This is a genomic window from Niastella koreensis GR20-10, assembly GCF_000246855.1.
Classification (GTDB): domain Bacteria; phylum Bacteroidota; class Bacteroidia; order Chitinophagales; family Chitinophagaceae; genus Niastella; species Niastella koreensis.
On the sequence record NC_016609.1, the window covers coordinates 7430075 to 7452536 of the forward strand.

Annotated in this window: 28 protein-coding genes and 2 tRNA genes; 13 read left to right on the plus strand and 17 right to left on the minus strand. The window is 37.7% G+C overall.

All coding sequences use genetic code 11. The annotated features are described in order from the left end of the window. Nucleotides 1–5: 5 nt before the first annotated feature. A complete protein-coding gene (locus tag NIAKO_RS29420; protein WP_014222116.1) occupies nucleotides 6–1112 on the plus strand; it encodes a leucine-rich repeat domain-containing protein in 1107 nt (368 codons plus the stop codon). Nucleotides 1113–1116: 4 nt separating this feature from the next. Here the strand turns inward: NIAKO_RS29420 and NIAKO_RS29425 are convergent. Continuing rightward, nucleotides 1117–1189 (minus strand) — tRNA-Ser (locus NIAKO_RS29425). A 10-nt stretch (nucleotides 1190–1199) separates the two neighbouring features. Continuing rightward, nucleotides 1200–1271, minus strand: a tRNA-Glu gene (locus tag NIAKO_RS29430). A gap of 119 nt (nucleotides 1272–1390) precedes the next feature. Between NIAKO_RS29430 and NIAKO_RS29435 the strand changes: the two genes are divergently transcribed. The 5 genes from NIAKO_RS29435 to NIAKO_RS29455 are packed head-to-tail and all read left to right on the plus strand — an operon-like array spanning nucleotide 1391 to nucleotide 4358. Next, the gene (locus NIAKO_RS29435) at nucleotides 1391–2164 is read left to right on the plus strand and encodes a hypothetical protein (protein ID WP_014222117.1); all 774 of its coding nucleotides are present in this window, start codon (nucleotides 1391–1393) and stop codon (nucleotides 2162–2164) included. Nucleotides 2165–2176: 12 nt separating this feature from the next. Continuing rightward, the gene (locus NIAKO_RS29440) at nucleotides 2177–2671 is read left to right on the plus strand and encodes a hypothetical protein (RefSeq protein ID WP_014222118.1); all 495 of its coding nucleotides are present in this window, start codon (nucleotides 2177–2179) and stop codon (nucleotides 2669–2671) included. Nucleotides 2672–2722: 51 nt separating this feature from the next. Then, nucleotides 2723–3172 carry a type II toxin-antitoxin system RatA family toxin gene (locus NIAKO_RS29445; protein ID WP_014222119.1) on the plus strand — a complete coding sequence of 150 codons (450 nt, stop codon included), beginning with the start codon at nucleotides 2723–2725 and terminating at the stop codon, nucleotides 3170–3172. Next, entirely contained in the window at nucleotides 3173–3802 is a 630-nt protein-coding gene (locus tag NIAKO_RS29450; protein WP_014222120.1) for a hypothetical protein, read from the plus strand. It begins immediately after the preceding gene. 16 nt (nucleotides 3803–3818) lie between these two features. Next, a complete protein-coding gene (locus NIAKO_RS29455; protein ID WP_014222121.1) occupies nucleotides 3819–4358 on the plus strand; it encodes a hypothetical protein in 540 nt (179 codons plus the stop codon). A gap of 232 nt (nucleotides 4359–4590) precedes the next feature. Here NIAKO_RS29455 and NIAKO_RS29460 read toward each other — a convergent pair whose 3' ends face one another. Next, nucleotides 4591–5886 (minus strand): porin family protein, encoded by a 1296-nt coding sequence (locus tag NIAKO_RS29460; protein ID WP_014222122.1) that lies wholly within the window; start codon nucleotides 5884–5886, stop codon nucleotides 4591–4593. A 579-nt stretch (nucleotides 5887–6465) separates the two neighbouring features. Between NIAKO_RS29460 and NIAKO_RS29465 the strand changes: the two genes are divergently transcribed. After that, nucleotides 6466–6981, plus strand: a complete 516-nt coding sequence (locus NIAKO_RS29465) for a hypothetical protein (RefSeq protein WP_041347455.1) — start codon at nucleotides 6466–6468, stop codon at nucleotides 6979–6981. Beyond that, nucleotides 6974–7393 carry a hypothetical protein gene (locus NIAKO_RS38790; RefSeq protein WP_014222124.1) on the plus strand — a complete coding sequence of 140 codons (420 nt, stop codon included), beginning with the start codon at nucleotides 6974–6976 and terminating at the stop codon, nucleotides 7391–7393. Before NIAKO_RS29465 ends, NIAKO_RS38790 begins: the two co-directional genes overlap by 8 nt. A 115-nt stretch (nucleotides 7394–7508) precedes the next feature. Here the strand turns inward: NIAKO_RS38790 and NIAKO_RS29470 are convergent, their stop codons facing one another. From NIAKO_RS29470 to NIAKO_RS29495, 5 genes are all read right to left on the minus strand, one after another. After that, nucleotides 7509–8324: a DUF4145 domain-containing protein gene (locus NIAKO_RS29470; protein ID WP_014222125.1), complete on the minus strand. Its 816-nt coding sequence runs from the start codon at nucleotides 8322–8324 to the stop codon at nucleotides 7509–7511. 486 nt (nucleotides 8325–8810) lie between these two features. Continuing rightward, nucleotides 8811–9248, minus strand: a complete 438-nt coding sequence (locus NIAKO_RS29475) for a hypothetical protein (RefSeq protein ID WP_014222126.1) — start codon at nucleotides 9246–9248, stop codon at nucleotides 8811–8813. A 479-nt stretch (nucleotides 9249–9727) separates the two neighbouring features. Further along, nucleotides 9728–10183 (minus strand): hypothetical protein, encoded by a 456-nt coding sequence (locus tag NIAKO_RS29485; RefSeq protein ID WP_014222127.1) that lies wholly within the window; start codon nucleotides 10181–10183, stop codon nucleotides 9728–9730. A gap of 115 nt (nucleotides 10184–10298) precedes the next feature. Beyond that, nucleotides 10299–10904 (minus strand): hypothetical protein, encoded by a 606-nt coding sequence (locus NIAKO_RS29490; protein ID WP_014222128.1) that lies wholly within the window; start codon nucleotides 10902–10904, stop codon nucleotides 10299–10301. A 148-nt stretch (nucleotides 10905–11052) separates the two neighbouring features. Beyond that, nucleotides 11053–11589 (minus strand): hypothetical protein, encoded by a 537-nt coding sequence (locus tag NIAKO_RS29495; RefSeq protein ID WP_041347458.1) that lies wholly within the window; start codon nucleotides 11587–11589, stop codon nucleotides 11053–11055. A 410-nt stretch (nucleotides 11590–11999) separates the two neighbouring features. Between NIAKO_RS29495 and NIAKO_RS29500 the strand changes: the two genes are divergently transcribed. Next, nucleotides 12000–12932 (plus strand): hypothetical protein, encoded by a 933-nt coding sequence (locus tag NIAKO_RS29500; RefSeq protein ID WP_014222129.1) that lies wholly within the window; start codon nucleotides 12000–12002, stop codon nucleotides 12930–12932. Between the two features lie 9 nt (nucleotides 12933–12941). Here the strand turns inward: NIAKO_RS29500 and NIAKO_RS29505 are convergent, their stop codons facing one another. Then, nucleotides 12942–13166: a helix-turn-helix domain-containing protein gene (locus NIAKO_RS29505; protein ID WP_014222130.1), complete on the minus strand. Its 225-nt coding sequence runs from the start codon at nucleotides 13164–13166 to the stop codon at nucleotides 12942–12944. Nucleotides 13167–13572: 406 nt separating this feature from the next. On the opposite strand from NIAKO_RS29505, the gene NIAKO_RS29510 reads away from it, so the two are divergent. Both NIAKO_RS29510 and NIAKO_RS29520 read left to right on the plus strand, forming a co-directional pair. After that, nucleotides 13573–14526 carry a hypothetical protein gene (locus NIAKO_RS29510; protein ID WP_014222131.1) on the plus strand — a complete coding sequence of 318 codons (954 nt, stop codon included), beginning with the start codon at nucleotides 13573–13575 and terminating at the stop codon, nucleotides 14524–14526. Between the two features lie 441 nt (nucleotides 14527–14967). Beyond that, nucleotides 14968–15165 (plus strand): hypothetical protein, encoded by a 198-nt coding sequence (locus tag NIAKO_RS29520; protein ID WP_014222133.1) that lies wholly within the window; start codon nucleotides 14968–14970, stop codon nucleotides 15163–15165. A gap of 120 nt (nucleotides 15166–15285) precedes the next feature. On the opposite strand, the gene NIAKO_RS29525 is transcribed toward NIAKO_RS29520, so the two are convergent. The 6 genes from NIAKO_RS29525 to NIAKO_RS29545 form a co-directional block, all read right to left on the minus strand. Further along, on the minus strand, nucleotides 15286–15660 hold the full coding sequence (locus tag NIAKO_RS29525) for a hypothetical protein (protein WP_014222134.1): 375 nt from the start codon (nucleotides 15658–15660) through the stop codon (nucleotides 15286–15288). 30 nt (nucleotides 15661–15690) lie between these two features. Next, nucleotides 15691–16716, minus strand: a complete 1026-nt coding sequence (locus tag NIAKO_RS29530; protein WP_014222135.1) for a relaxase/mobilization nuclease domain-containing protein — start codon at nucleotides 16714–16716, stop codon at nucleotides 15691–15693. Next, nucleotides 16713–17093 (minus strand): plasmid mobilization protein, encoded by a 381-nt coding sequence (locus tag NIAKO_RS29535; protein ID WP_014222136.1) that lies wholly within the window; start codon nucleotides 17091–17093, stop codon nucleotides 16713–16715. The genes NIAKO_RS29530 and NIAKO_RS29535 overlap by 4 nt, the downstream gene beginning before the upstream one ends. 118 nt (nucleotides 17094–17211) lie before the next feature. Next, the gene (locus NIAKO_RS29540) at nucleotides 17212–17898 is read right to left on the minus strand and encodes a toprim domain-containing protein (protein ID WP_049815636.1); all 687 of its coding nucleotides are present in this window, start codon (nucleotides 17896–17898) and stop codon (nucleotides 17212–17214) included. An 8-nt stretch (nucleotides 17899–17906) separates the two neighbouring features. After that, complete coding sequence (locus NIAKO_RS39220) at nucleotides 17907–18170, minus strand: CHC2 zinc finger domain-containing protein (protein WP_049815637.1); 264 nt, start codon at nucleotides 18168–18170, stop codon at nucleotides 17907–17909. Nucleotides 18171–18201: 31 nt separating this feature from the next. Continuing rightward, the gene (locus NIAKO_RS29545; protein WP_014222137.1) at nucleotides 18202–18522 is read right to left on the minus strand and encodes a helix-turn-helix domain-containing protein; all 321 of its coding nucleotides are present in this window, start codon (nucleotides 18520–18522) and stop codon (nucleotides 18202–18204) included. Between the two features lie 302 nt (nucleotides 18523–18824). Here NIAKO_RS29545 and NIAKO_RS29550 point away from each other — a divergent pair, with 302 nt between their 5' ends. Then, on the plus strand, nucleotides 18825–19397 hold the full coding sequence (locus tag NIAKO_RS29550; protein ID WP_014222138.1) for a Cap15 family cyclic dinucleotide receptor domain-containing protein: 573 nt from the start codon (nucleotides 18825–18827) through the stop codon (nucleotides 19395–19397). 63 nt (nucleotides 19398–19460) lie between these two features. Next, nucleotides 19461–20081: a hypothetical protein gene (locus tag NIAKO_RS29555; protein WP_014222139.1), complete on the plus strand. Its 621-nt coding sequence runs from the start codon at nucleotides 19461–19463 to the stop codon at nucleotides 20079–20081. 193 nt (nucleotides 20082–20274) lie between these two features. Here the strand turns inward: NIAKO_RS29555 and NIAKO_RS29560 are convergent, their stop codons facing one another. Then, nucleotides 20275–22029: an SAVED domain-containing protein gene (locus NIAKO_RS29560; protein ID WP_014222140.1), complete on the minus strand. Its 1755-nt coding sequence runs from the start codon at nucleotides 22027–22029 to the stop codon at nucleotides 20275–20277. Further along, on the minus strand, nucleotides 22016–22441 hold the full coding sequence (locus NIAKO_RS29565) for a Mov34/MPN/PAD-1 family protein (protein ID WP_107685679.1): 426 nt from the start codon (nucleotides 22439–22441) through the stop codon (nucleotides 22016–22018). The genes NIAKO_RS29560 and NIAKO_RS29565 overlap by 14 nt, the downstream gene beginning before the upstream one ends. Nucleotides 22442–22462 lie beyond the last annotated feature (21 nt).

Genomic DNA, 22462 nt, shown 5'->3' on the forward strand with positions numbered 1-22462 from the left:
TTTTTATGCAACCTGATCAGATAGTTTGCCCTGTTGATAAAGTAAAAGCCGATTTCCCTTTTCCTCAACAGAGCCTGCAACCGGTTATTGACTTTTTAAATAGTAATGCGCCATTGCCTTCAGCAAACACCGCTTTTCCGGTGGGCACCATTACCCCCGATGGCCGTTTGGATATGTGCAAACAGCAGCTGGGTATCCGTGGGCTGGAACTGGTAGCGGCCCCTTTAATGAATAACCAGGTAGTAAAGCATTTGCTGTTAGGCACGAATGCTTTCGGGAATACCGGTGCTGCCGCTGTTGCAGAACTGGTAGCTGCCAACCATTCCATAGAAACGGTTTACCTGGGCTGTAATTATATTGAACAGGAAGGCTGCAAGGCTATTTGTGAGGCGGTGGAAGCAAGTCCCAACGTAAAAAGCATCTGGTTTAAAAGAAATCCCATTGGCGCCGAAAGTATGCCGGCTATAATAAAAATGTTATCAGGTAATAAACAGCTGCGTACGCTCGACCTGGTAAATACCTGCGCGGGCGAGGGGTTTCATCTCCTGTTTGAATACATGGAGAATAATGATTCGGTGGAGCGGTTATACCTCAGTGGCAATTACCTTACGGCTACCACCATGAAATATGTAAATAAGATGGTAGCACGCAACAAACACCTGAAGTCGCTTTACCTGAGCGTAAATAATATTGGGGACGAGGGAGTCGCGGCACTTATTCCGGGGTTGGCAGTAAATGCAACCCTGGAAGATCTGGGCCTGGCAAGTTGTGGCATTACCGGTAAAGGCATGGAGTTATTGTTTACCACATTACAGGCAAACAGCAACTTAAAAAGTCTTGACCTTGGCTATGCGCCTTCGACAAAAGCTTTGGGCGCAAAAGCCAATGAGCTATCTGTTGCATCAGCTGCTTTATTGATTGAATTTATTGAGGGGAGACCAAACCTTATAAACCTGAACCTGGGTAAAATGAATCTGCCCGAAGTGGAGAGGAATAAGTTAATAGACGAAATGAATAAGAGAAACGGCAGTCTCGAAATGCGCGGGTATCAGTCAGAGCGGACTTATCCTGCCCATGCAGATAGTAAAGCGATAAAGAGCGTTTATAGATAATTTGAGAAGGGAGGCAGGACTCGAACCGCCATTTTCGACCTAGCAGGCCGCTATTTTTCCAATTAAATTACCCCTCCGTAAAGCCAATGGCGAGGATAAGGTTCGAACTTATAACTCCGCCCTGAAAAGGCGGCGCTTTTCCAATTACGCTACCTCGCCATCGGGGTGCAAATGTAATCATTTTCAATGGCATGTTATATCTTTCAACAATAACCGACGATAGCTGGTAACAAGGCAGGCCTTTTGAGGATTAATATTTACATATTATATTTAAGCCTATGATCCGAACCTTTATTTTAATGGGATTAATGGCGATGAGCATGTTAATGGCCTCATGCATCTTAGGCTGTCCCTCCCATGCTGTACAAAGTTTAACCAAAACGAGACAGGAGATACTAGAGCTGGTTAAAAAGGAATTCATGGGCGCTATTAGTCTGACCGTTGAAAAAGTGAAAAAATATGAAATGGATCCCGACATTGGTAAGGAGATCATCAGGAGCATCAGAAATGAAGAAAGAAAGATCGACACCCAACTTGCAGTTGTACAACAACTGGAATTAAATGGTACCAAAGAAGAGATCTTTCAATTCGCAGAGCGCTCAGAGCTAATCGTTAATCGTGCAGAGACAGTTTTGAAGACGCTGAACGACCTGTATGACATTTCCACACTCTCTTCATTCGAAACAGCCACTTTTTTCCCGGTAGATAGTGTTAGTATACCTGCCGAAAAATTAGAGGACGCTAAAAAAGCAATAGAACCGGTTGCACAACGCATTGTCACGTTCATCACCGACCACCCGCGTGAAAAGTTCAAGGCGGTGATCATGTGTTCCAGCCCCCCAGACAGTCAGGAGCCAAATGTTAAGTTGGGTGAACTAAGGGCCCAGACTGTCGTCAACCTGCTGGCCAACCAGCTGAGATCGAAAGAGGAGTTCATTCCAATTCCAGAAAGAATCAGCATTAAATGGGTGGTTCAAAAGGCAGCGATCGGCAAAAGCCGCGATATGGTATCGATCATTTGGCATGTGCTCCCCGCTTCATTATTACAATAACCTGTAAATAGTATGGCCAGATTTATTCCTTTTCTCCGGATAAAATATGAGACAAAACTAACTCCTAAACAGGTGTTAGAACGAATACAGGATAAAGTGGCCTACCCTGAGTGGGGAATTACCATTTCCAAAATGATTGACTACAGAATCATGACAGGAAGGGTAACCGGCAATGAATTCGAAGTATCTAATAGCAGATATGGTCTTTCTCATGGCCGGCTTAATTATCTGCTAATCATGAAGGGGTCGGTTAAAGCAGATAAGCAGTCAGGAATAACTACTATACATATTACAGTTCAGCCGCCTGATGGTACAATCCTGTTCTATATTATTTTTTCTACGCTGATGATCCTTCTGGCTCGTTATACGATTAAAGTAGGAGATGTGATGCCAGCTGTAATAAGCATTTTATTTGTTGTTATGCCTTATCTTTCTTTACTATTCAAGTTACATAGATCAATCGTTGTTTACAGGAGGTTTATTGAAGAGGATATTCTTAATTTGTAAAACAGGTAATAGTTTTCTTCCACATAATTCAATAAAAGGAGCGTGAATAAAATGGGAAGCATTAAGTTTTTGGAGAAAACGGCAATCAAATGCAGTCCCGAATTGGCGTTTGACTATACGCAAGACTATTCACAAAGACTTGTTTGGGACACGTTTTTAAAAAAGGCTGACCTGATTGAAGGGGCTATAACCGCCGGCAAAGGAGTGAAAGCATATTGCGTGGCCAAAAACGGCCTTGGAATGGTAACAGAGTATGTTTCATTTAACAGGCCAAAAGCAACTGCCATTAAAATGACGAAAGGGCCTTTTATGTTTAGGTCATTTTTAGGCTCCTGGAATTTTAAGGAAATACAAACAGGTGTGACCGAAGTAATATTCTTATATTCATTTCAACTTAGATTTCCATTTAACCTCGCCACCAGGTTGATAAAAAGGAATTTGCAACGCAACGTAAGGCAACGACTTAAAGACCTTAAAAGAAGCATAGAAAAAAGCAATTAGATGAAACACCTGACCATCGTAGTAATCCTTTCTGTTTTCAGTAAAATAGCATTGGGGCAAACCGCCGACTCAGTTGACATTAATATTAAGAGCATTATATACAAGCCTTTGACTGAAAACAACTACAAGGCTTTTCCAAATGCGAAACTGATTATTGACTATTATTACACCAATGGTATTTCCTATGGGGATAGATATTCTTATGAGATAATTCTTATTGACTCCCTGTTTATGGTTGCCTTTGACTCCCCTCAAACGGATGGCTACAACTATATTTCGTATCAAAAAAAGCAATTATTGACAGACGAGCAGGCAAACTCGATAAGAGCTGTTTTGGTTTCAGCAGGTTTAAAGCAAATAAAGAAAGGTATACCAGAGCCAGACGCTTCTGCCCATGAAAAGGAGGTTGTAATTGTAAAGTATAAAAACTTACAAATCGCCGGCGGGCGTTTTAATCATGTGATTTTTTCAGAGAGTTCATCTGATGCACAGAATAATAAAATGATTGCATTGGAACGCAAATTAACTTCAAGCGTTGGCGGAAACTATGAGTTAGTCTTTAAGACGCTTAAAAAGTACTTTTCGGACTTACCTAAACTTTTGGAACAGGCAAAAGTCGCATACAAGTAAAAGCAACCAGGTATTCATGAAATATAAATTCAGTTTTACATTAATCTGCGCGTTTTATTCATTGGTGGCAATGCCTCAGAAGAATGAATCGATCATTGACAGTTTACTTGAAAAGAAAATAACTGTTTCCGGGTTTTGTCTTTGTCGAACTACAATTACTGACCTCAAAAAGATTGATAAGGACTTAAAAAGGGTCAATGTAGAAGAAATGGATTTATGTAATGACGGGTTTACCCAGGATGTCCGGTTTGAAAATCAAAAAGGATATTACTCGACAAGTTATCCAGGCATTATATTTCAAAAGGATAATGATAATGACTTCATAAGCAAGATTCGCCTCACGAAAGATTTCATAGGAAAGTTGCCTGACGGAACTTTTATTAATATGAAAGATCTGCAAGCAAAAGATATTTTGAAGATCTATCCAAACTTCGACATCTGGAGATCGAGAGGATGTTCCGATTATTGGAACCTGACAAATGACACGCTTTCTTTTTTATTAAAATCAATAAGAACAAAAAACCTCAATACCCGATTGATAAAGCTTATTATTTAGAAATGCCGGTTGAAGGAATAGACCTGGTGATGTCATGCTATAGCCTCGCCCATAAAAAAGACGAATTTGCCTTTTTTCCACGATACCAATTTTCTTGAGTTAACGATCATTAATAAAGATAAACTCGGGAAAGATTACAAAATTCAAGGGTAACCCTATAGGGGTAATTATAAGAACCAAATAAAGCCCACGGATTGCATTCCGTGGGCTTTATTGAGCAATTTGTATTTGTTTATAAAAAGTGATAACCCAGCCACAATGCATATTGCTTAACATTATTATGCATTGTACTTGTGTTGAGATTGCGACCCCATAGACTACCTGTTATACCGACATCCCATCTGCGATTAATAATGGCCCCTGTTTTAATATTAACAATAGGCCAATTTTTATCAAATGAAAGATAACTATCGTTCTTAGATACAATTGTTGTGTATGAGTGCGTCGCTGTTAATGCATTAGTAGGGTAACTGGAAAGGTTGTATGCGAACTGCGCGCCTATATAATACCGGAACTTTTCTCTTCTTATAATATGATATAAAACAATAAGCGAAGGAGTAATATTCCGCTGTTTCAATTCGTAATGGATTGTATCGGAACCAACGCTGTTTCGTGTAAGAAGATTGTCTGCTTTGTAACTTATTGAACTGTACGCGACCTCTAACCTGAATGAAAGTTCCCTAAAGCTCCTATCCGAAAAAAGTTCTACCCCAGCCATGATAGCGGGACCGGTATTCCAACCAAAATCCATTCCTTTTAAATATACATTATCGCCACTAAACGTCAGGGTACTATATATCGCTCCTGCGCCGGCATAAAATGAAAGGGCCTTTTTTCTGTTGTTAGAAACATAGGGAACGTTTTGACCGGTTACACCATTCAGGGCAGCTACCACTTTTCCAAGCTCTTTTTCAGTGTAACCTATAGTTTGTATCTGGCGGGCAAGTTTTTTATCATACTTTGGTTGGAGGAGCAAATAAGCCATTAGCTCGCCGTGGTAATAATCATGTACATGCATCTTAATATGCTCATCGCCCACAGGATTATGCTCATCTCCCAGGGGATGTTCAACGCCCAAGGTAATTTTATTGGTGAGTTCGTGATAACTTTTAGTGCTGTCCTGTATGTAATAATGTGGTTTAAAGTCGTACACCTCGTATAAATTCAGTACAGGCCCTTCTACCAGCACCCTTAAAAAAGCGGTTTCTGTTTGTTGCATTTCTGTGGAGTCAGCTGCCAGGCTATTTACATCAACAGGCAGCATATCTTTTGTTATAAAGGCTTTCAGGTATTTGTCGCCGGCTACCTGAAAAAAGCTGATATCATTGGTTGTAAACTGGCGGGCGCCGTCGGCTAAAGAATCCTGTTTGAACCTGATTGAAGTGGGGTTAATGTGCCAGTTGCGGTAGTCGATCCAGCCTTTTAAGGTATCTCTGTTAGTAAGAACAACCTGGCCTTTTTGATAGTTTTTCTGGGCGGTTACCTGCAGGCAAAGCCCGAGCAAACAAATTAGTGCAATACGTTTCAAAATAAAGGTGTTTTTGGCGTTTTATAATTCCGGGAGCAAAATATATGCTTTCAGGTAAGCTTGCAAGTTGGAATTCTTTTATTCTTCTTGAAAATGCAGGATAAATTTGCCAAATTGTCCGGAAGGTTCGTTTTCAACCAGAATCAGCCATGGTAAACCGCAAACTTTATCGTCAACCAGAAACAAAAAACCGCATAAAATAAATATTCTATGCGGGTTAAGAAAAAGCTGGAATTATAGGAAGCATGGCAATAAATAAAAAGGCTTTAAGTCGTTGGACTTAAAGCCTTTTTATTTATTGTGTAGTCCCGACATGACAATTATCTAACCGGTTCCTGCATGATTTAATCACTTTTAGCGAAATGTGATTATAAAACCTATTATTATACTTTTATATAGCACCGTTAAAACACCTATTATGTAGAAATAACTATACATCATATTGAAAAAGTGTGTATTTTGCTTTTCAATTCTTCCACACAAGAAAATGTAACTATCTCATATTCAGTTCATTCCACATTTAACATCCTATGCACAACTTTTGATAGCTATAATCCGTTTACTTAGTGTAGTAAAATAATGATGTCCGATTACAATAAAATACCGCCATCGACTGACGATTTATCTTCAGGCAAATCTGATCCGGTTATTAGCCTATTATTACAAGCCTTGGATAATCGTGCCGACCAATTAAAGCAAGATATTGCCATTAGCCAAGAAATGGTAAAGCTGGGTATCGATACTGACCTTATAGGACTTATTAAAAAGGTCGTTGATAATCCTTTGAATACGCTGATGGAAGGTCGTAATACATTGGACTCTCATGTTGCAGGTATTTTTACTGCGATCATTAAAAGCTATTTGGAAAGACATAAAGACAAAGTCTATAAAGCTTTTAGAACTGAAACTAAAAGCAATGATTTACATTTTACTATCATTCTCAATGAAGATAACTTTGAAAACCGCGAGATTCTCTTAGAGATTTTAGTAGCGTATCATCAAACGCAATTCGCGGAGTTATACCCAATATATTTTCAATTTGCCCCTAAAGATTTAGAATCAAAAATACCTGTAAAAGAATTATTACTTGCCTAACCCTCTAACATCGCCATATGTTAGCCAGCTACGACACAATGAATCATTTCATGATTCATTGGTTAGTAATTTTCCTGACTTATATTTTGATTGGAAAATTACTTGTACATTCTATTGTGCAATTCATTTATTAAAAGCTTTGGGTGAACATAATCACGTTAACTTAGGCGAAAATCACAAAGAAATATTTAATAATATCAGGCCTGATAATCCATCAAGATTATTACCAATAAAGAAAAGAGCATTTGAATATTATTCCATTCTTTTTGATTATTCCAGAGTTGCCCGCTATAACGGCTTTCTTGACCCTGCTGTATTTGAACAATTAAGAAAATCTGACTATCAACACTGCCGCCATTTATATGATTATCTCCGAAAATATATTGCTATCGAGCGAGGTGTTATTATATGAACGCTAAAGAACCTCACGATTTTCGCTACCCATTTTTTGTCCTAACGGGACAATTATCGTACCCAATGCAACATTAACTGATAGCATTTAGTGAATTACCCGAGTAACAGCTACTCTAGTAGTCTCCTTTTTTCTTTTTAGATAATTCTATTTGTGATAAGGGTATTCTTTTCTTATTTATGATCTTGGCCATTTTCATAAGATGCGTGGCATTTTTATCATATAATTTATCCAATACATACTCCAGAATTCTATAAGCATCTAATGTATCATCTTTTGTAACCTTTGAATTATGGCTTCCGCTATTACCAATCCATTTAATGGCTAATAATAAGTCAGATAACTCCTTATTTTTTGACCCATAGTTTAAAATTCTGGCATGCAGGGTCAGATTTTTCCTTTTATTTCCCGTTGTGATCACTGTCTTTTTTACTTTGAGTGCATCCATCAACACCTCTACAACTATTCGTATTTTATTTGCGCAGGACTCAGAGTCGCAAAAAAAGATTTTAAATGAATCTTCAAGCTTTTTAGTGATCGCAGAAGGATAAAGATCTTTTAGTTCAATTATATGTATTGGTTTGGAGAAATATTCGGGCTTAAAGTATTTAAAATAGGAAGCCCAATATTGTCCTGTTTCCTCATCAAAGGTTGGATCATCCTGATCAAAAAAGCCTGTGCCTGCACATGATACAACTTCTCCACAATTGTTGTTATCGCACTTTAACAAGCAAGAGAATTTAAAATCTAAATCCATTTCAGACCATGGACCGTCTGATTTTTTCAAGGCTACTGTTTCTGCAGTTTCTTTAAACTTGACTGAATCTTTAATTGGGTTTATAAAACCTTTTTTGCATGTCGGACAATGAATCTTGGGTTGTTCATAGTTGGAAAAATTTAAATTTTTCCAAAAGCTTTTAACTAGTGGCATTTATATGGGTTTATAAAATAAATTTTGTATTGGGGTTAATTGCTAATTTACGAAATCTTGTTTTTAGTGTAAGAATATTGAAAATATTAGTGCACATTCTAGAGACCGTGAATCAGCTATTAGGCTTAAACGGCAAAAAACAAAAATAAGATAACACCCAGGATAATTCGTAAATGGAGCTAACAGGAATCAAATCTCTATAATATTGAATTATAGATTTCTATAAAATATGAAAGTGGTAGTTAAAATAAAACTCGCTGTACATCAGCGAGCTTGAATAATCGTAGTCCCGACAGGACTGCTTTTTTATTTTTAACCCGCATATTATCAACTTCTTACACTAATCGCTTTTCACTGCTCACCCGGCGCCCCCTTGAAAATTGGGTAGTTTTGGGAGTTCTTGAGTGACTTGAAGGTAGATATTTTTTTAAATTAATTGTTCCGCTAATACAAGTTGAGATAAAACATTTACAGCAATCTAACTGGCTACAAATAGAAAAAAAGATAGTCGATGTAAGTCCACTCGAATTCGTTGTCAAAGTAATTAATGTGAGCTTCTGAAAATCCCTTCTTTAATGTCAACTTACCTATATAAACTTCGCTTAAATAAATCGTTAGCCTTTGCCTGCCTTTTACCTTTGGAATTTTCAGTGTTGCTGCATGTCCCAAAAGCTTATCTGATCTTAAAGTGTCAGTTGTAAAATAGTTGTTACCACTTTTTATTTTTAAAACATCATTTATAAACCCGCCGTCAAGTTGAATTTTTAAAGTATCTGAATAAGGTAATGCTGTTTGTGTGTTTGATTTTCTTTGTATTAAAACGCTTAGCTTGCCTTTTTTGGCTTCTTGCCCAACTACAAAGCTTGCAATAAATAAAAGAAATATAGTCAAAAAGCTTTTAAGAAATGTTACAAGTCCCTGCATGAATGTCCATTTTGAATTAATTTCGTATGATATAAAATTGCTTACGACAAATATAATTCTCTAAATATATCATATTAAGCATTTTTTCAACTTCCCTTTTTACCCTATTTTAAAAAAGCCCTTCCAGGAGGTGTCAGCAAAATTTGCTATCCCTTACCCCGTAAATTCTCTTATAAAATCAGAAAATCGTCCGAAGTTGTCTGGTTCATATCTACCCTCATAGTAACCGTACACAATTGGATTAGGATCTCCGTTTGCCTTAAAATACCAAAACAAATACCCTTGATGCATCATAAAAACAAAATCGTCACTTTCAAGAAAATCATTTATCCCATCTTCTGCCAAAAGTTCAAAAGCCCCTTCATTTAAATCAAAACGATTATTATTCCAAAGATTTTATTTTCAATTGTACTGAATATATTCATATAGAGAATGGTATTTGCAAAACAAACCGTTTTTATTGTTTCTGCGCCTATCAATTACCATCCTGGTCCAAGTTTTTCAACCGGCTTGGGTTCAACTGTTTCCAAATGATTCAACAGCATTGGATCTTCGCCTTTCTTGATTCTCTTATGCATATCTAATAAAGTGGTTAAGAGCAAAACAATTCCTTCATTTGAATCATCGCCTTCAGTTTTCAATTTGGTCAAAGCTTTTTGTGCTGCCACCCAGAAGAATTCGCGATTTTGTGGCGCAAAGGTTCTTAGATCAAAGTTGAACATTATATCTTCATCTCCTCGGAAAAAACCACCATATCCATTATATGTATCCCCTTTTTCTTCATTATAAACAAACGTTTCTAGATACTTATAGAATTCTTCAGCACCTTTTATTGCTTTTAATTCATCCGTTATCAGTTCTAACATATAAGCCATTCCTGACCAAGGTCGAGCAAAGCATCGACCATCTTCTAATGTCCAAAATGCTGATGCCATCTCGTTTTAGATAATAAGAAAAATACAATTAATTATTATTTCGTCGTTACAAAATCACAAGAAATTCCAAACAAACGTTACGATAAATTTCAACCTAGGTTATTACTTAGCAGCCTTATTGATCTCGCTTTGTAAAAATAAAGTCCTGCCCAAAGATATAAGAATCCCTAGTTAAAAACAATTTTAGTGTTTCACCAGAACAGGTGTTTTTCCCGTCCCAATAAGTAGGAATGTAGCCGCCAACTATTGAAGTCTCAATGCCATATTTATTCAAACATTTCTCATATTTAGTCAGTAACTTTTCAGGTCCTTTACATAACAAGCCATTGGTGGTTTGAAGTAGTGTATAAAGTTGTTGACTGGATTTTCGGTACTTACCGAACAACTTAAAATCTATCTGATTTAATTCCGAAACCACTCTGTTTATATCATTACTTGAGCCATTAAAATATAGTTCACTTTGAACGTCAGCGAATTGCCATAATAAAGGATGGTCATTCGTTATTAGGATTAAATCATCTTCAACGTCAGGTGAAAACGAAATTTCACTTGCTCTATGCCCAATAACTTCAAGTGTCCAATTTTTTAGTTCGTTACCTGGTTTATATACAGTCAAACCCAAAACAGGAACTTCACCGGAATAATCGGCTTTTGTAATCGAAAGGCTGATATCTTCTGCTTCGTAGTTATCTAATAGATATTGTATTTCTGTCGGTACCAAGATTATTAAATTTTAATGCTTTTACTAAAACTTAGTACTATTTTATAGATTGTTCAGGCCCTTTACTCCAACTCCAGCACAATATCTGAATAACTAGTGGCTGTTGAAATACTCCATTCTTTAAGTATTTCTTCAACGGTATTTTTATCTATTGCTGCCAACCCAAACGTTCGGATTGCATCTGCTGATACTTTATTATCATGATCATGTTGTTCTTGAGGTATACCCTCGCTGCATTGCCTGCTAAAATTCTTACTGTCGTCCAGTCCTCAAAACCAATTCCTTCTTTGTCACACAAATGCCCTAATTGATCAATCTTATTCTGATTTTCAGTTTCGGCAACAACTGAAAAGGTTTTGTAATTTGACTCTGTTAGAACCTGAAGTTCATTAAAAACAGGATATTCTATACCATTTGCAATCCTATACCCAACGGGAGCACCGTCATTTAGAAGAAGATCGTTAAACCGACGCTTACTTTCCGGCAATGGAACACTTTCGATTAATGTTCTGGCGGGATCGATGCGTCTGGCCCATACCACTTCAGAGTTGGGATTTAGCCGAACTGGGGTGCTGCCTAAGTTCATATTAAGTTCATCATCATTAACGTCTAGTTTCAGACCAAAGAAATTCCAGGATTGCCTTGCTGTTTTCCAATCTTTTAATGCAGTTGCAGCAATTCCCAAATTCCAATATGCAGCGTCATTGTTTACGTCGGTCTCTATTGCTTTTTGATTATAGTGAAATGATTCTCGCCAATCACATTGATATTTATAAATAAGACCCAGATTATAATACGGAGAGGACCAATTGGGCGACAGGGTTATAATCTTCCGATTAAGCGCAATTGCCTCGCCTGTACTGCCATTATTTTCAAGTCTATAGCATCATCAAGGAGCTTTTGATAGGGCTGGTGAATATTTTCCATTTGCACTAATATAGAATGCTAATATATGTAAAAACGAATTGTAACAGTGTAATTCTCAAGTCAGATGCAACATTCCTAAAAAATTACTGACCCCTACAAAAATTGAAGGGGTTACTTTACCTAGGCTGACAAATTATTCCTTACTTTTAAAACAGAAAATCGTGAAGTATGAATTTAAGTGTGTTGCATGCCGTGAAATCACCGGACCGTGATTACACGATGAAGGATAAATTGAATGGCATAACCAGCTCGCTCGGGTGCCGGTTCCTCGAATGGTCGGGGTGGTATAACCAGAATATCTCCCAGCGATTATTAGGCCACTACAGGCTTTACCAACTCTTCAAAGTTATAAGCCAGGTTGATCCTCAGCTTTCTCTGCCAGTGGCGTACCTTGCACATTACCGCACCTTGCACGCCATTAAGTACACTTTCTCCTTGATTACAGCTGTTTTGTATTACATTTTTACCCTAGGTGACCGGTATTATCCATTGCTTGTAGAACAGCTAAATAAAGAGCTGATCATCCGGCACTATACCATACTCCAGGATTTCTTAATCGATGCTGAGATCGATTTTGGAAAAGCCCTGCATAATGCAATTGACCAATTTAACGGTTCTGGCAAACTGGTAGTTCCGGAAATAACTGTCGTTCAAAACCGCCTGGAACAAAAAGTTTACAACAATACTTGCCATTACTTTACTGAATATAATGGTACCGTCCTTTCTGGAACAAACGAGCTGAAGGGTAAGCAAGCCGGAGTGCTTTCAAAGAAACAAATTCTGATCCTTTTCGATCTTCTTGCAGATAAAGGGAATATAGAAAGGATCGATTATACGCTACCAAACAAATTTGAAGCGGTAGCAGAACTGTTCCATGCATTGAATGGAAAAAGTAAAAGTACCTGGGAAGAAGAACTTAAAGACTGTAAAAATAAAGGTTTATATTATTATAATGATAAAGGGGAATTGAACCAGCTAATTAAGGATATTACCAGCTTATCAAACAAAGCGCGAAAGGCAGGATTTCGTACCCTGGCAACAGCTGCTGATAAAAAAATAAAGGAGTTGGAAACAGTTAAAAGGGCTAACGGCTGGGAATAATCCACATAGCTATTCGCCAATCATTTTAAAGAACTCTGATAATTTTACACCTTGGGCGGAACAAATTCGTTGAAGAGTGTCTAGAGAGATGGAATAATCTGCATCTTTTATTTCTTTAATTCTCCTCACCGTTTTTTCGTCAACGTCATTAGCAATGGCAAAGGCTCTATTGGTCATGTCCTTGATCCAATTCTTATTTATATATATACAAATTTTATCGTTAAGCCTCTCCATTAGACAAAAAGAAAATTTTTTCCCCTAAAACATGCGGACAGCTGTCCGCATTCAAAAAACTTCCCTATATTTACTGTACGAAGTAAGACATTACCATATAAGTCAAAGATTCATATTTGGCATTAACTTATGAGCTTCTCGTAACAGAAACCTGACAATTTCAACGGATGCGAGAACGTAAGTGTAATGCCCAGCCCTTATATTTACAATAGGGTTGGGCTCGCTTATGTTTTTTGTGTCCGGCCACCTAACGGTGGTAGGCCTTGTCAGGGCCTCTGTGACAAAAGACAGGCGGGTTCCGACCCTATTGTATTATTTAGTATTATGGCCCGTTTTAATCCTCCCCAGGAACCTTCCTTTCTTTTCAGGCTCATATATCATTTTCATTAACCTTAAATTCTTTCAAATGAATGAGCCATTAACCAATTCCCGCCCTGGGATATCCTTTTGTGGCAAAGCCCACAATAATCATCCTCAGTGGTACAACCAACCAATTCGCTTAACCAAAGAGCAAAAACGAGATCCATTACCCGTACTGGATGACTTTTTTGAATGTTACCATTTAAACGAGGTCCGGTATATCTTATGGGAATGGCTAACAGAAGCCCTTTCCAGTCAGCGTAGCGTTGCCATAGAACCCCTTGAGCGTAACAATCATATTTACTTTTACGAAAAGATAGAGGGTATTATTGAGGCGGCGTATGTAATCAAGAAAAAGATACACAAGCATCGGCATAAGAGGGAAAAACGAAAGTTAAAACAAGGCACCCAAACCGCAAGACATGAGGCAAAAGATATAAATTATGGCGCCGGTTCAAAAAAATTAATTCTTGCCACAGAAACCGACACAGAACAACTCTATAAGCCTAAAATGCTTATTGAATATGTGGATATAACCCCTATGTATGTTATTAATGAAGTATTCAAAAACGACTCTCTCTCCTTTCTTCGCGACCAAATACGTGACTGGTTATTAATTGCACTCTCAGCTGATACAGCCATTTATGAGCCAGGTGAGCAACGTAAACAATTGCTTTTATTCCAGGAACAATTGCAGGTATTAGTGGAAGCATTATTTATTATATATACTCAGAACAGGGAAAAAGCAAATGTAAAAGTCGATCTAACCGAAAGTGATAAGCCAAGACTTCTTAGCCAGGATCAGATTTCCAATCCTACACAGGTGATAACTGGTTTCTTTGAACAGTTTCCTATGATTTATATAGCCCGGGAGTTAAATGACTGGTTGGAAGCTTCCCTTTGCTTCGCTGGTACCTACCCCGAAAACATGAGCAAATGGCAGGCATTTTACACACATCGCAGTGTTGAATGTCTCATTAAGGCTGCCAATCGGCTTTGAAAAATAAAATTTGATTATGATTACTAAAACCTGCGTGGCTTGCAACAAGCCAATTAAAGGGCGTATAGATAAGAAATTCTGTGATGATTCATGCCGGAACAATTTTAACAACCGGTTGCACAATTATTCAATTCCCGTTGTACGAAATATCAATAAAATTTTACGCAAGAACAGGTGGATACTGGAGGATCTTTTGTCGGGTCGTAAGAATAAGATGTTGATAATTGAACGGAAGGAGCTGGTTGAAAAGGGATTTCAATTTGAATACTTCACAGAACTATTTCATCCCTATAAGAAGAAGCAATATTATTATTGTTACGATTATGGTTACCGATCCATAAATAGTAAAAAAGTGATGGCAATTAAGGACACGCGCAAAAGGCATAAAACTTATTTTTCATATTTGCCGAATAATTCTAACTATTAAATACTTATCCAACTATGAAACTAAGTCAGCAAGCACTCAGTGCAATTAATAAACCAGCTATACGCCGCCGGTTGATGGATGTGTTGAACTGTACCGAATTTACCATTTCACGGTATATTCAAAAAAACAGTGACAATCTTACAAAAGCGGCTGTCATGCAGGTAATAAGAGAGGTGACCGGTCTGGCCGACAGCCAAATTTTGGAAGGATAAATCAATAAAATCATTTAGTCTGGTCGAAATTGTTATAATAAAATTACTAATCAGTACCATTACCAGAAGCCCCGATGTTTCCACACCGGGGCTTTTACCTGGATGTCTTATATGTTAGTTTTACCTTCCCAGGTAGTGGAGGCTAAACCAATATGAATAGGTAAGGAAAATAACAGTGATAACCAATATCACCGCCCATTTATTGGCATCCGATTGAAAGAATACCTGTAGATTATTGGGTCGCTTATTCTGTAGGGCATTTTCGATCATAAAGTTAATCTTCAAAAATGCGCTCTCTACAATTTTCTGAAACGGACGGGTATCAGCTTCCACTGTTATCTTTTGGGTAGCCTGTTTTTCAGAAAATGTGCCTACGGTATCCCTTAAATTGGTTACAATTGAAATTAGATCCTGTGTTTGCTGGCTGAGCTTTGTCATTTCTTCCGCTTGCTCTTTAACCGCCAGTTCCAACATTTCAAGTTTATCTTCATTCATAAATAATGGTTTATTGATTTAAAAATTCCCTTACAGTCGGTGCCTGTGTTTTTTCTTCTTTTTCTTTTTTTCGTATAAAAATGGACCAGGCGCATCTACCTGCTCAGACTTCAATAATGCATCGAGTAGCTGATTTTTATGCATACCGGGCAGCGGTATATCGTTCTGCTTTTCCGGTTTTTTTTCAACCACTTTTTTACCAGCCGTCCCTGAAGTATTCGAGGCCCCGGTTTGCTTTTGTTTTGGCAACCCTATTGGTTCACCTTGCTGCGTTTTCTGCACCAGTTTTTCTGTTTGTTTCTGAGTGAGCAATCTCTCAATTGTCATTAATGAATAACCGACTTCACTGCCCTTGATCTTTACCTTTTTATTGTCGATAAAAGCAATACCCCGTCCCTTTAATACCTGGTAGCCCAGGGAGTTCATTTTTTGCTCAAACTGTTCCATCGTTTTTACCTGCTGCAGCACCTGGCGGATGTTCGTTTTTAATTGATCCATCCGGGCGTTTTGCCGGGGAATCAATCGCTGTTCTTTGGGTAAGAATGGCCGCGGATTTAGCACCTGTTTTAAATGATGCTTTATTTCCAACTGCCGGCACAGGTTAGCCATTTGGCGATAGTTGTTGCTATTGCTGGCTACCTTGCCATCATAACCCACCCGGTTGGCAACAATATGGATGTGTTGTGCATGCGTATCTTTATGCAGTATGACGGCATACTGGTTTTGATCTACCTTAAATGACTCCGTACAAGCCTGGGCAATTTCTATCAGTTGATTTTTGGAAAGATTTTCCCCATGTGCCAAACTAAGCGTGAAATGAAAGACAGGCTTTTCTACCCGGCGGCTCAATTTGCTGACTTCACTGAACTGGCTGGTCAGCTCGTTTACGTTGCCAAAACAGTTATTATAATACAGCACTTCGGCCCGCTCTTTGTGTTGTACATTATCCTTTTTAGACAGCTCTAACTTCCGTTCTTCGGATAAGTTTTTATTATCTTCCAGACAGTATTTAAAGCAGTGGTAAAAGGAATTTCCGGTGATGACTTTGCCGATCATTTCAGGTAATTGTTTATGGTTTCAGTAAGCGTTTTTAAGTCGGCAGATTGAGCGAGTAAATTGGCCCGGTCAAAAGCAGTAAACGGCTCAATACCATTTCGTTTTTTGGCGATCTGATTGAGGTTGGCGGCAGTGTGATTCAGCGTTCCAATTAACTGTAAAACTTCCTTTGGCAACACCTTTTCACGCCTGTCAATATTACCGGTCAGGCCCATTTTTAAAAGGTATTCCGATACCGAAAATTTTACCGATTTGGCTTTCGCCTGGATGGCCTTGCGCTGAATATAGGAGCATCTAACGCTTACCCTGCAATCCTTTTTAAGGTGCTTTTTAGGGCGTCCGCCCTTGTTTTTGATCGTTTGATCCATCTGCTTCATAATCCTTCTTCTCTTTAGTTTTAAAAATGATTGTCTCTCAAATGATCCAGAATCCGCCGGCAGGCGGATGAGGGGAAAAGGTTTTGGTCCGACAAAACCATAGCTTGCTACTAAAAACTCAAAGCAGTCTTCCTGGTCTAAGGCTTTGCCTTAGGTTGTGGTTATTATGAATAAGCCAGTCGTTTAAATCCTTATGGTTTTCATAATGGTCGCTGCGGTCGAAGTACCTCCCTTTATCCCATTCCAAAGCCTGAAGGGTATGCTTTACACCAGCGGTGTCTCGGTCCAGGATCAAATGAACTTGCCTGTGTTTTTCCATTAATGGACGGCTCTTTTCAAAAAAAGCGAGCGAGTTTAAAATCAGGCAATTTGTCAGTGTGGCTGTTAGATTTTTATTGATGGTGCAAAATGAAAGGAAGCTGAAAAAGCCTTCAAATACGGCAACATCGTCTGTTCGATTGTCAATAAAAGTTACCTCCTTCGGAGAGCTGCTACCCTTGAAATTTTCGCTGCGTAATTCATAGCCACCAGCATTATTTTTAAAGCCGATCACCGTATGTTTTTTGCCATATAATTGGAAGTCAACTTCGCTGCAAAAACGCTCCGCAATTTCCAGGGGGATGCATCTCTTTTTAAGGTATTCTAACAAGGATTTTGAAGCTAACCGGCGGTCGTCAGTAATGAGTATTTTACCGTCCCGGTTTCTTTTCTTTTCACCAGCAAAAAATGTATCACGATCGGCGGGCTTCAAACCATTTTTTGAGACCGGTGTTGGCGGGTGAAAAGAAAGGGTATTCCGGTTCACTTGTCCGGCTAACCGGTGCAGGAATTCTGATACTGAACAGTTATAAACCGGGTGCCGAAATCTATCAGGTCACCACCCAGGCCAGTACCATGATCGTAATACACATTCAGCTTTCTATTAACCTTAAAGGAAGCCGTTTTTTCATCCCGGAATGGTGACAGATACCAGTAATCCGGAAGCGATACCTTTTGTGGGTGGTAGCCCAGGCTGGCCAGGTAATCCACCAGGTCAATTTTCTTCGCATCTGCACAAGTCAAAGCACACGTAGCCATACGCGTAAAAATTACATGGTTAAAAATTGGGTTACTGATTACCGGGCGCCATCCATTTCTGTTGCAGAGCCTGCACCTGATCGCGGATAAAATACCGGCGGGATTTAATCTTAATGGATGGCAGCAAACCGGACTTACGCCAATCGTTTATTGTCTGCCGACTGACGTTGAAAATCTTCTGAACATCCTTGGTGGAAAGGAAAGGGGATTCACCAGCAGCGCTGACCGATGGTGTTGGGGTTAGTGTACCAATTTCCCGGATCTTCCGGTCAATCAACCCTTCGAATAATTTGATTAGCTCCTGCGGTTTCTGAATCAGCAGAAACGGTGCATTGTTATTTACCTCACTCATACATCACTGTTTACTTACTCACAAATAGGTTTACCTGTACAAAGTAAAGCGTTGGGCAGGTGTGAAAAGAGGTGGGACGTCCTGTAAAGACAAGTGGTTGAAAATGAATAAATTTTCAAATTATTTACCGGAGTTATTATATAAAACAAAATGAATATTCTATTGAGGTGCTTGCAAAAATTGAAGTACTGTACCTTCTATTGACTAACCTTTGCATACAATTCGGTTAATTATTTCGGGTAGCCATAGTAACGAGTACTTACAGTTTTTACTATTAGTGCATTTTATTACATTCGCTTATTATGCATACATATAGTATTAACCAAAGTGAGCGAATTACTGTATTAGGTGTCATAGGAATACTTAGTCTTTTAATCATTTTTGGTATTCATAAATATTTACCTTCAGGATTTCCTGCTCCATCAGTGTTAGCTCTATTTAGTGGGATTGTGTTTGTTTTTGACAAATGGATTTGGAAATGGAAAATTTTTCAAAAAACATGTATTAAAACACCTAATTTGAATGGTCAATGGACAATGATTACAAAATCATCTTTAAAAGGCGCGGAAGAATATGAGGCTGTTTTAACTATAAAACAGACCTGGACACACATTTTTCTCTTTATGGATGGCGAAAAGACAACGGGTTCGTCATTAATGGCCGGAATCGAAATTAAGACTGATGATTTGTTCTATTTAAAATGGGAGTATTTATCTGAATATAAACCGGAATTTGCAGAAGGTCAAGTTATGCATTATGGTATGACTAAAGTTATAATGAAGCCACTTAGTGATCCTAACTCAATGAGAGGTAACTATTATGCTGATCAAACAAGGCACACTTTTGGACCAGTCAATTTAATAAAAAAGACCTAGTTTCATTACCTAATGGCAAGAGGAGTAACTAGGTCGTGTGTGTCAATGCAAAGATAAGAAATTATGATGAGTTCTGATAAAAAAAACGAGCTTGATAAATTTGATGATGCAATTATGTCAGCCAATCTCGAACTATTCTCTAGTTATTATCCTCTTTTTTATCTACTAGAAACTACATTAAAAAAAAGACTATATAAAAAATTGAAAATCAACCTAGGAGAAGATTGGTTTACAAAGCAACTTGCAAAACCAGACCCCCTATTCGAGGAGGAAAAAAGCTCTATTCTCCGCCGAAAGCCGAAAAATTTTTTATTAAAAGATAACGGACTATTAGTTGAATCAGGCTTAGGATTTTGGGTAGAATTTTTCAATCGCCGATTATATAAAGAGACAAAAGGAATTCCTATTAGCATTTTTAAAAATCGCCCTCGGGAAATCAAGAGAAAAGATATCTATCAAAAGTTAGATAATGCTAAAGAGTTTCGAAATCATCTTTTTCATTCAAGACTACCTATAATTGTTAAAAAAGAAGATATATCAAAACTAGAACAGTTTGATATTCAAGGTAAAAATCTTGAAACCATTCTGAAATGGTTTGGAGATTTACCAGAGTCAATTGCTACTACTCAATACATACAAATAAAGATAAATGTAATAAGAAAACTGCTAGAGAAATCAGCGTAAAATCATTCATGATTTACTTAAAAAAACTAATTATGTAGATGACAAAAAAGAAAACTCATAATTAAGTTGTTCCAAAATCATTTTTTTTCTTCTCTGGACTAAACAGAATTGCCTGAAAATAATTTGTAACATAGAACCTTGTCAGTTCCTTGGCGTCATAGGAAAGATTTCATTTAAATTAATGAGGTCAAGGTTACTTCTGGCTAACAAAGCTTCGCATTACATCAAGAATCATTTCACCGTTCATCGATTTTACTCCATTTACTAGATTTTCGATGGGCATATTGAGAGCACTACCGTTCCTTAACAGTTCATTTTTATGAAAAATAGCAAGTTCTAACGGGCTATCTTTTCGTCTTTCTAATAGATAGAAAAACCGATTATTTTCCTCCTTTGTTCTTAATCCGTTAATTTCTATTACAGGCTTCTCTTCAAGAATACTAATAATAGAATTCAGATCATTTCCTTCTTGTTCAATTCTTGCGAATTGCCAGTACCAGATCATGTATCGATTCAACCTACGTATTTGAATCTCTTCGAGTTCGACACCACAGTCATCGAAACTCCACATGGTCTCTGTAGCGACTTTTATGGCATTAAGAAAAAAATCTTTTGTATTATTGACCTCCTTTATCATTTGAGCATAATAGCCATACTCGTTTATTATAGCATATACGTCCGCTTGGTAATCTGCTGTTTCCAGAACCTTCGGGAAACTACCAATTTCGATGACTGTATAGCTATTTAATTTATGTTTTTTATAATGTAAAGCTTCATGAAATAAGAATAGTCGAATTGCCTGAAGGATATCACCTTCACTTTCAATTCTATTATGTATTGACAGATAAAATCCATCATCAATAACCCATTTATTCTTAGACCAATAAAAGCCATCGACAGTTTTGGTTTCCAAATCAAAACTGTCATTCTTAAGACTGGTTTCATATAAAGCAGGTAAGTCCTTCCAAAAATCTTCAGACATAATCTCCGGTTTAAGCCTTGGTATGATCCCCTGATACCATATTCGGTTTCTAGACATATTCTCATTATGATCCATGTACTTATGAATCTTATTGACCAGCTCCTCATTACTAATAAGCCTTAAGCGGTCAATAATTTCTCTCTCCGTTTCGCCTATCTTCCGTTCAGTTCTAAGTTGGGATTTTATTAATAAAGCTTTTGTGTATTTGGGATCTCTAGTTCTTGAATATTGATAGGTTTGAATATATGAGTGGATGTTTGGAGATATTTTTGTTCCAATTGTGAAAGCCATCCCGCAACCAATAGAAGCAAAAAGGTGAATTCTATTAATATTACTTCTATTGTTAGACAACTGATCAAAAGCCTCTTTTACAGCCATACCGACTTCAACTAAACTATTAGGTGTCGTTATAGCATCTTCATCCGGATTTTCTAATGCAATATCAATTTCCGCCGCATTCGGCAATATTTCGAACGTATCCTCAGGGTTTATTGGATGAGAGATACCTAATCTTATTAGTGCATTAGATATCCCTTTCTGATTTATATCAGGAATACCCGTGATGTTTATCGGATTTAAATTATCAGTTGCACCAAGATCAATGTACCATTCCTTTGTTACATGGTGTTTATGGAATATTAGAAAATCTCTGTGATTATGAAACAAGTGCCCAAAGTCAATACATAACGGAATTGGAGCCAACCCGAAATATACGGTTTTGTAATCAGGATGGTTGGTTAAATGAGGAGCTATCTTGTTTGCAAAAATTCTTCTGTGCTCCAGCGCAAACTGCTCATACCCTGTATCGTAAAGCTTAGAGAGGTCTATAAGGTGAGAGTAGCTGACTTCAACAATTTCCCTATCTAAACTGTGAAATGTCGATGGAAGTGCGCTTAATGCCTCGGTTACTGTAATTTTAGCAAATCCATTATGTAAAACGAGGAGAATCCCTTTAGGTATTTCCATATATTATTTTCAGTAATTGTTTAATTTCAAGTGTTCGTCTATCACCCTCCCAGATTTTTATCTCGGTCATACCTACTATGATAAAATAGAGAAATCGGGCTGAAAAAACATCGGATTTTAATTTCCTTTTCCAATTTCGAGTATCAACATTTGAAGGAATTGGAAATTCTTCAGGATGTGTGTGCCATTCGCCAAGATAATTACAGGTTCCTTTACTTTGAGTCCATTCTTCATCAATCATTTTTTGGTGGCCAAGCGATAACCTTTTGAATGAATACCTGGTACATATATCATCCTTCATTGGAACAGATATTTTATCAATTACAATATCCTTAGAATATTTAATAAACCTGCCTAATAACACACCACCTGATTCCGGAGTTGTTTCTTCCCTCTGTATGAATCCATCCATTGTTATCAAAACATTTGATGA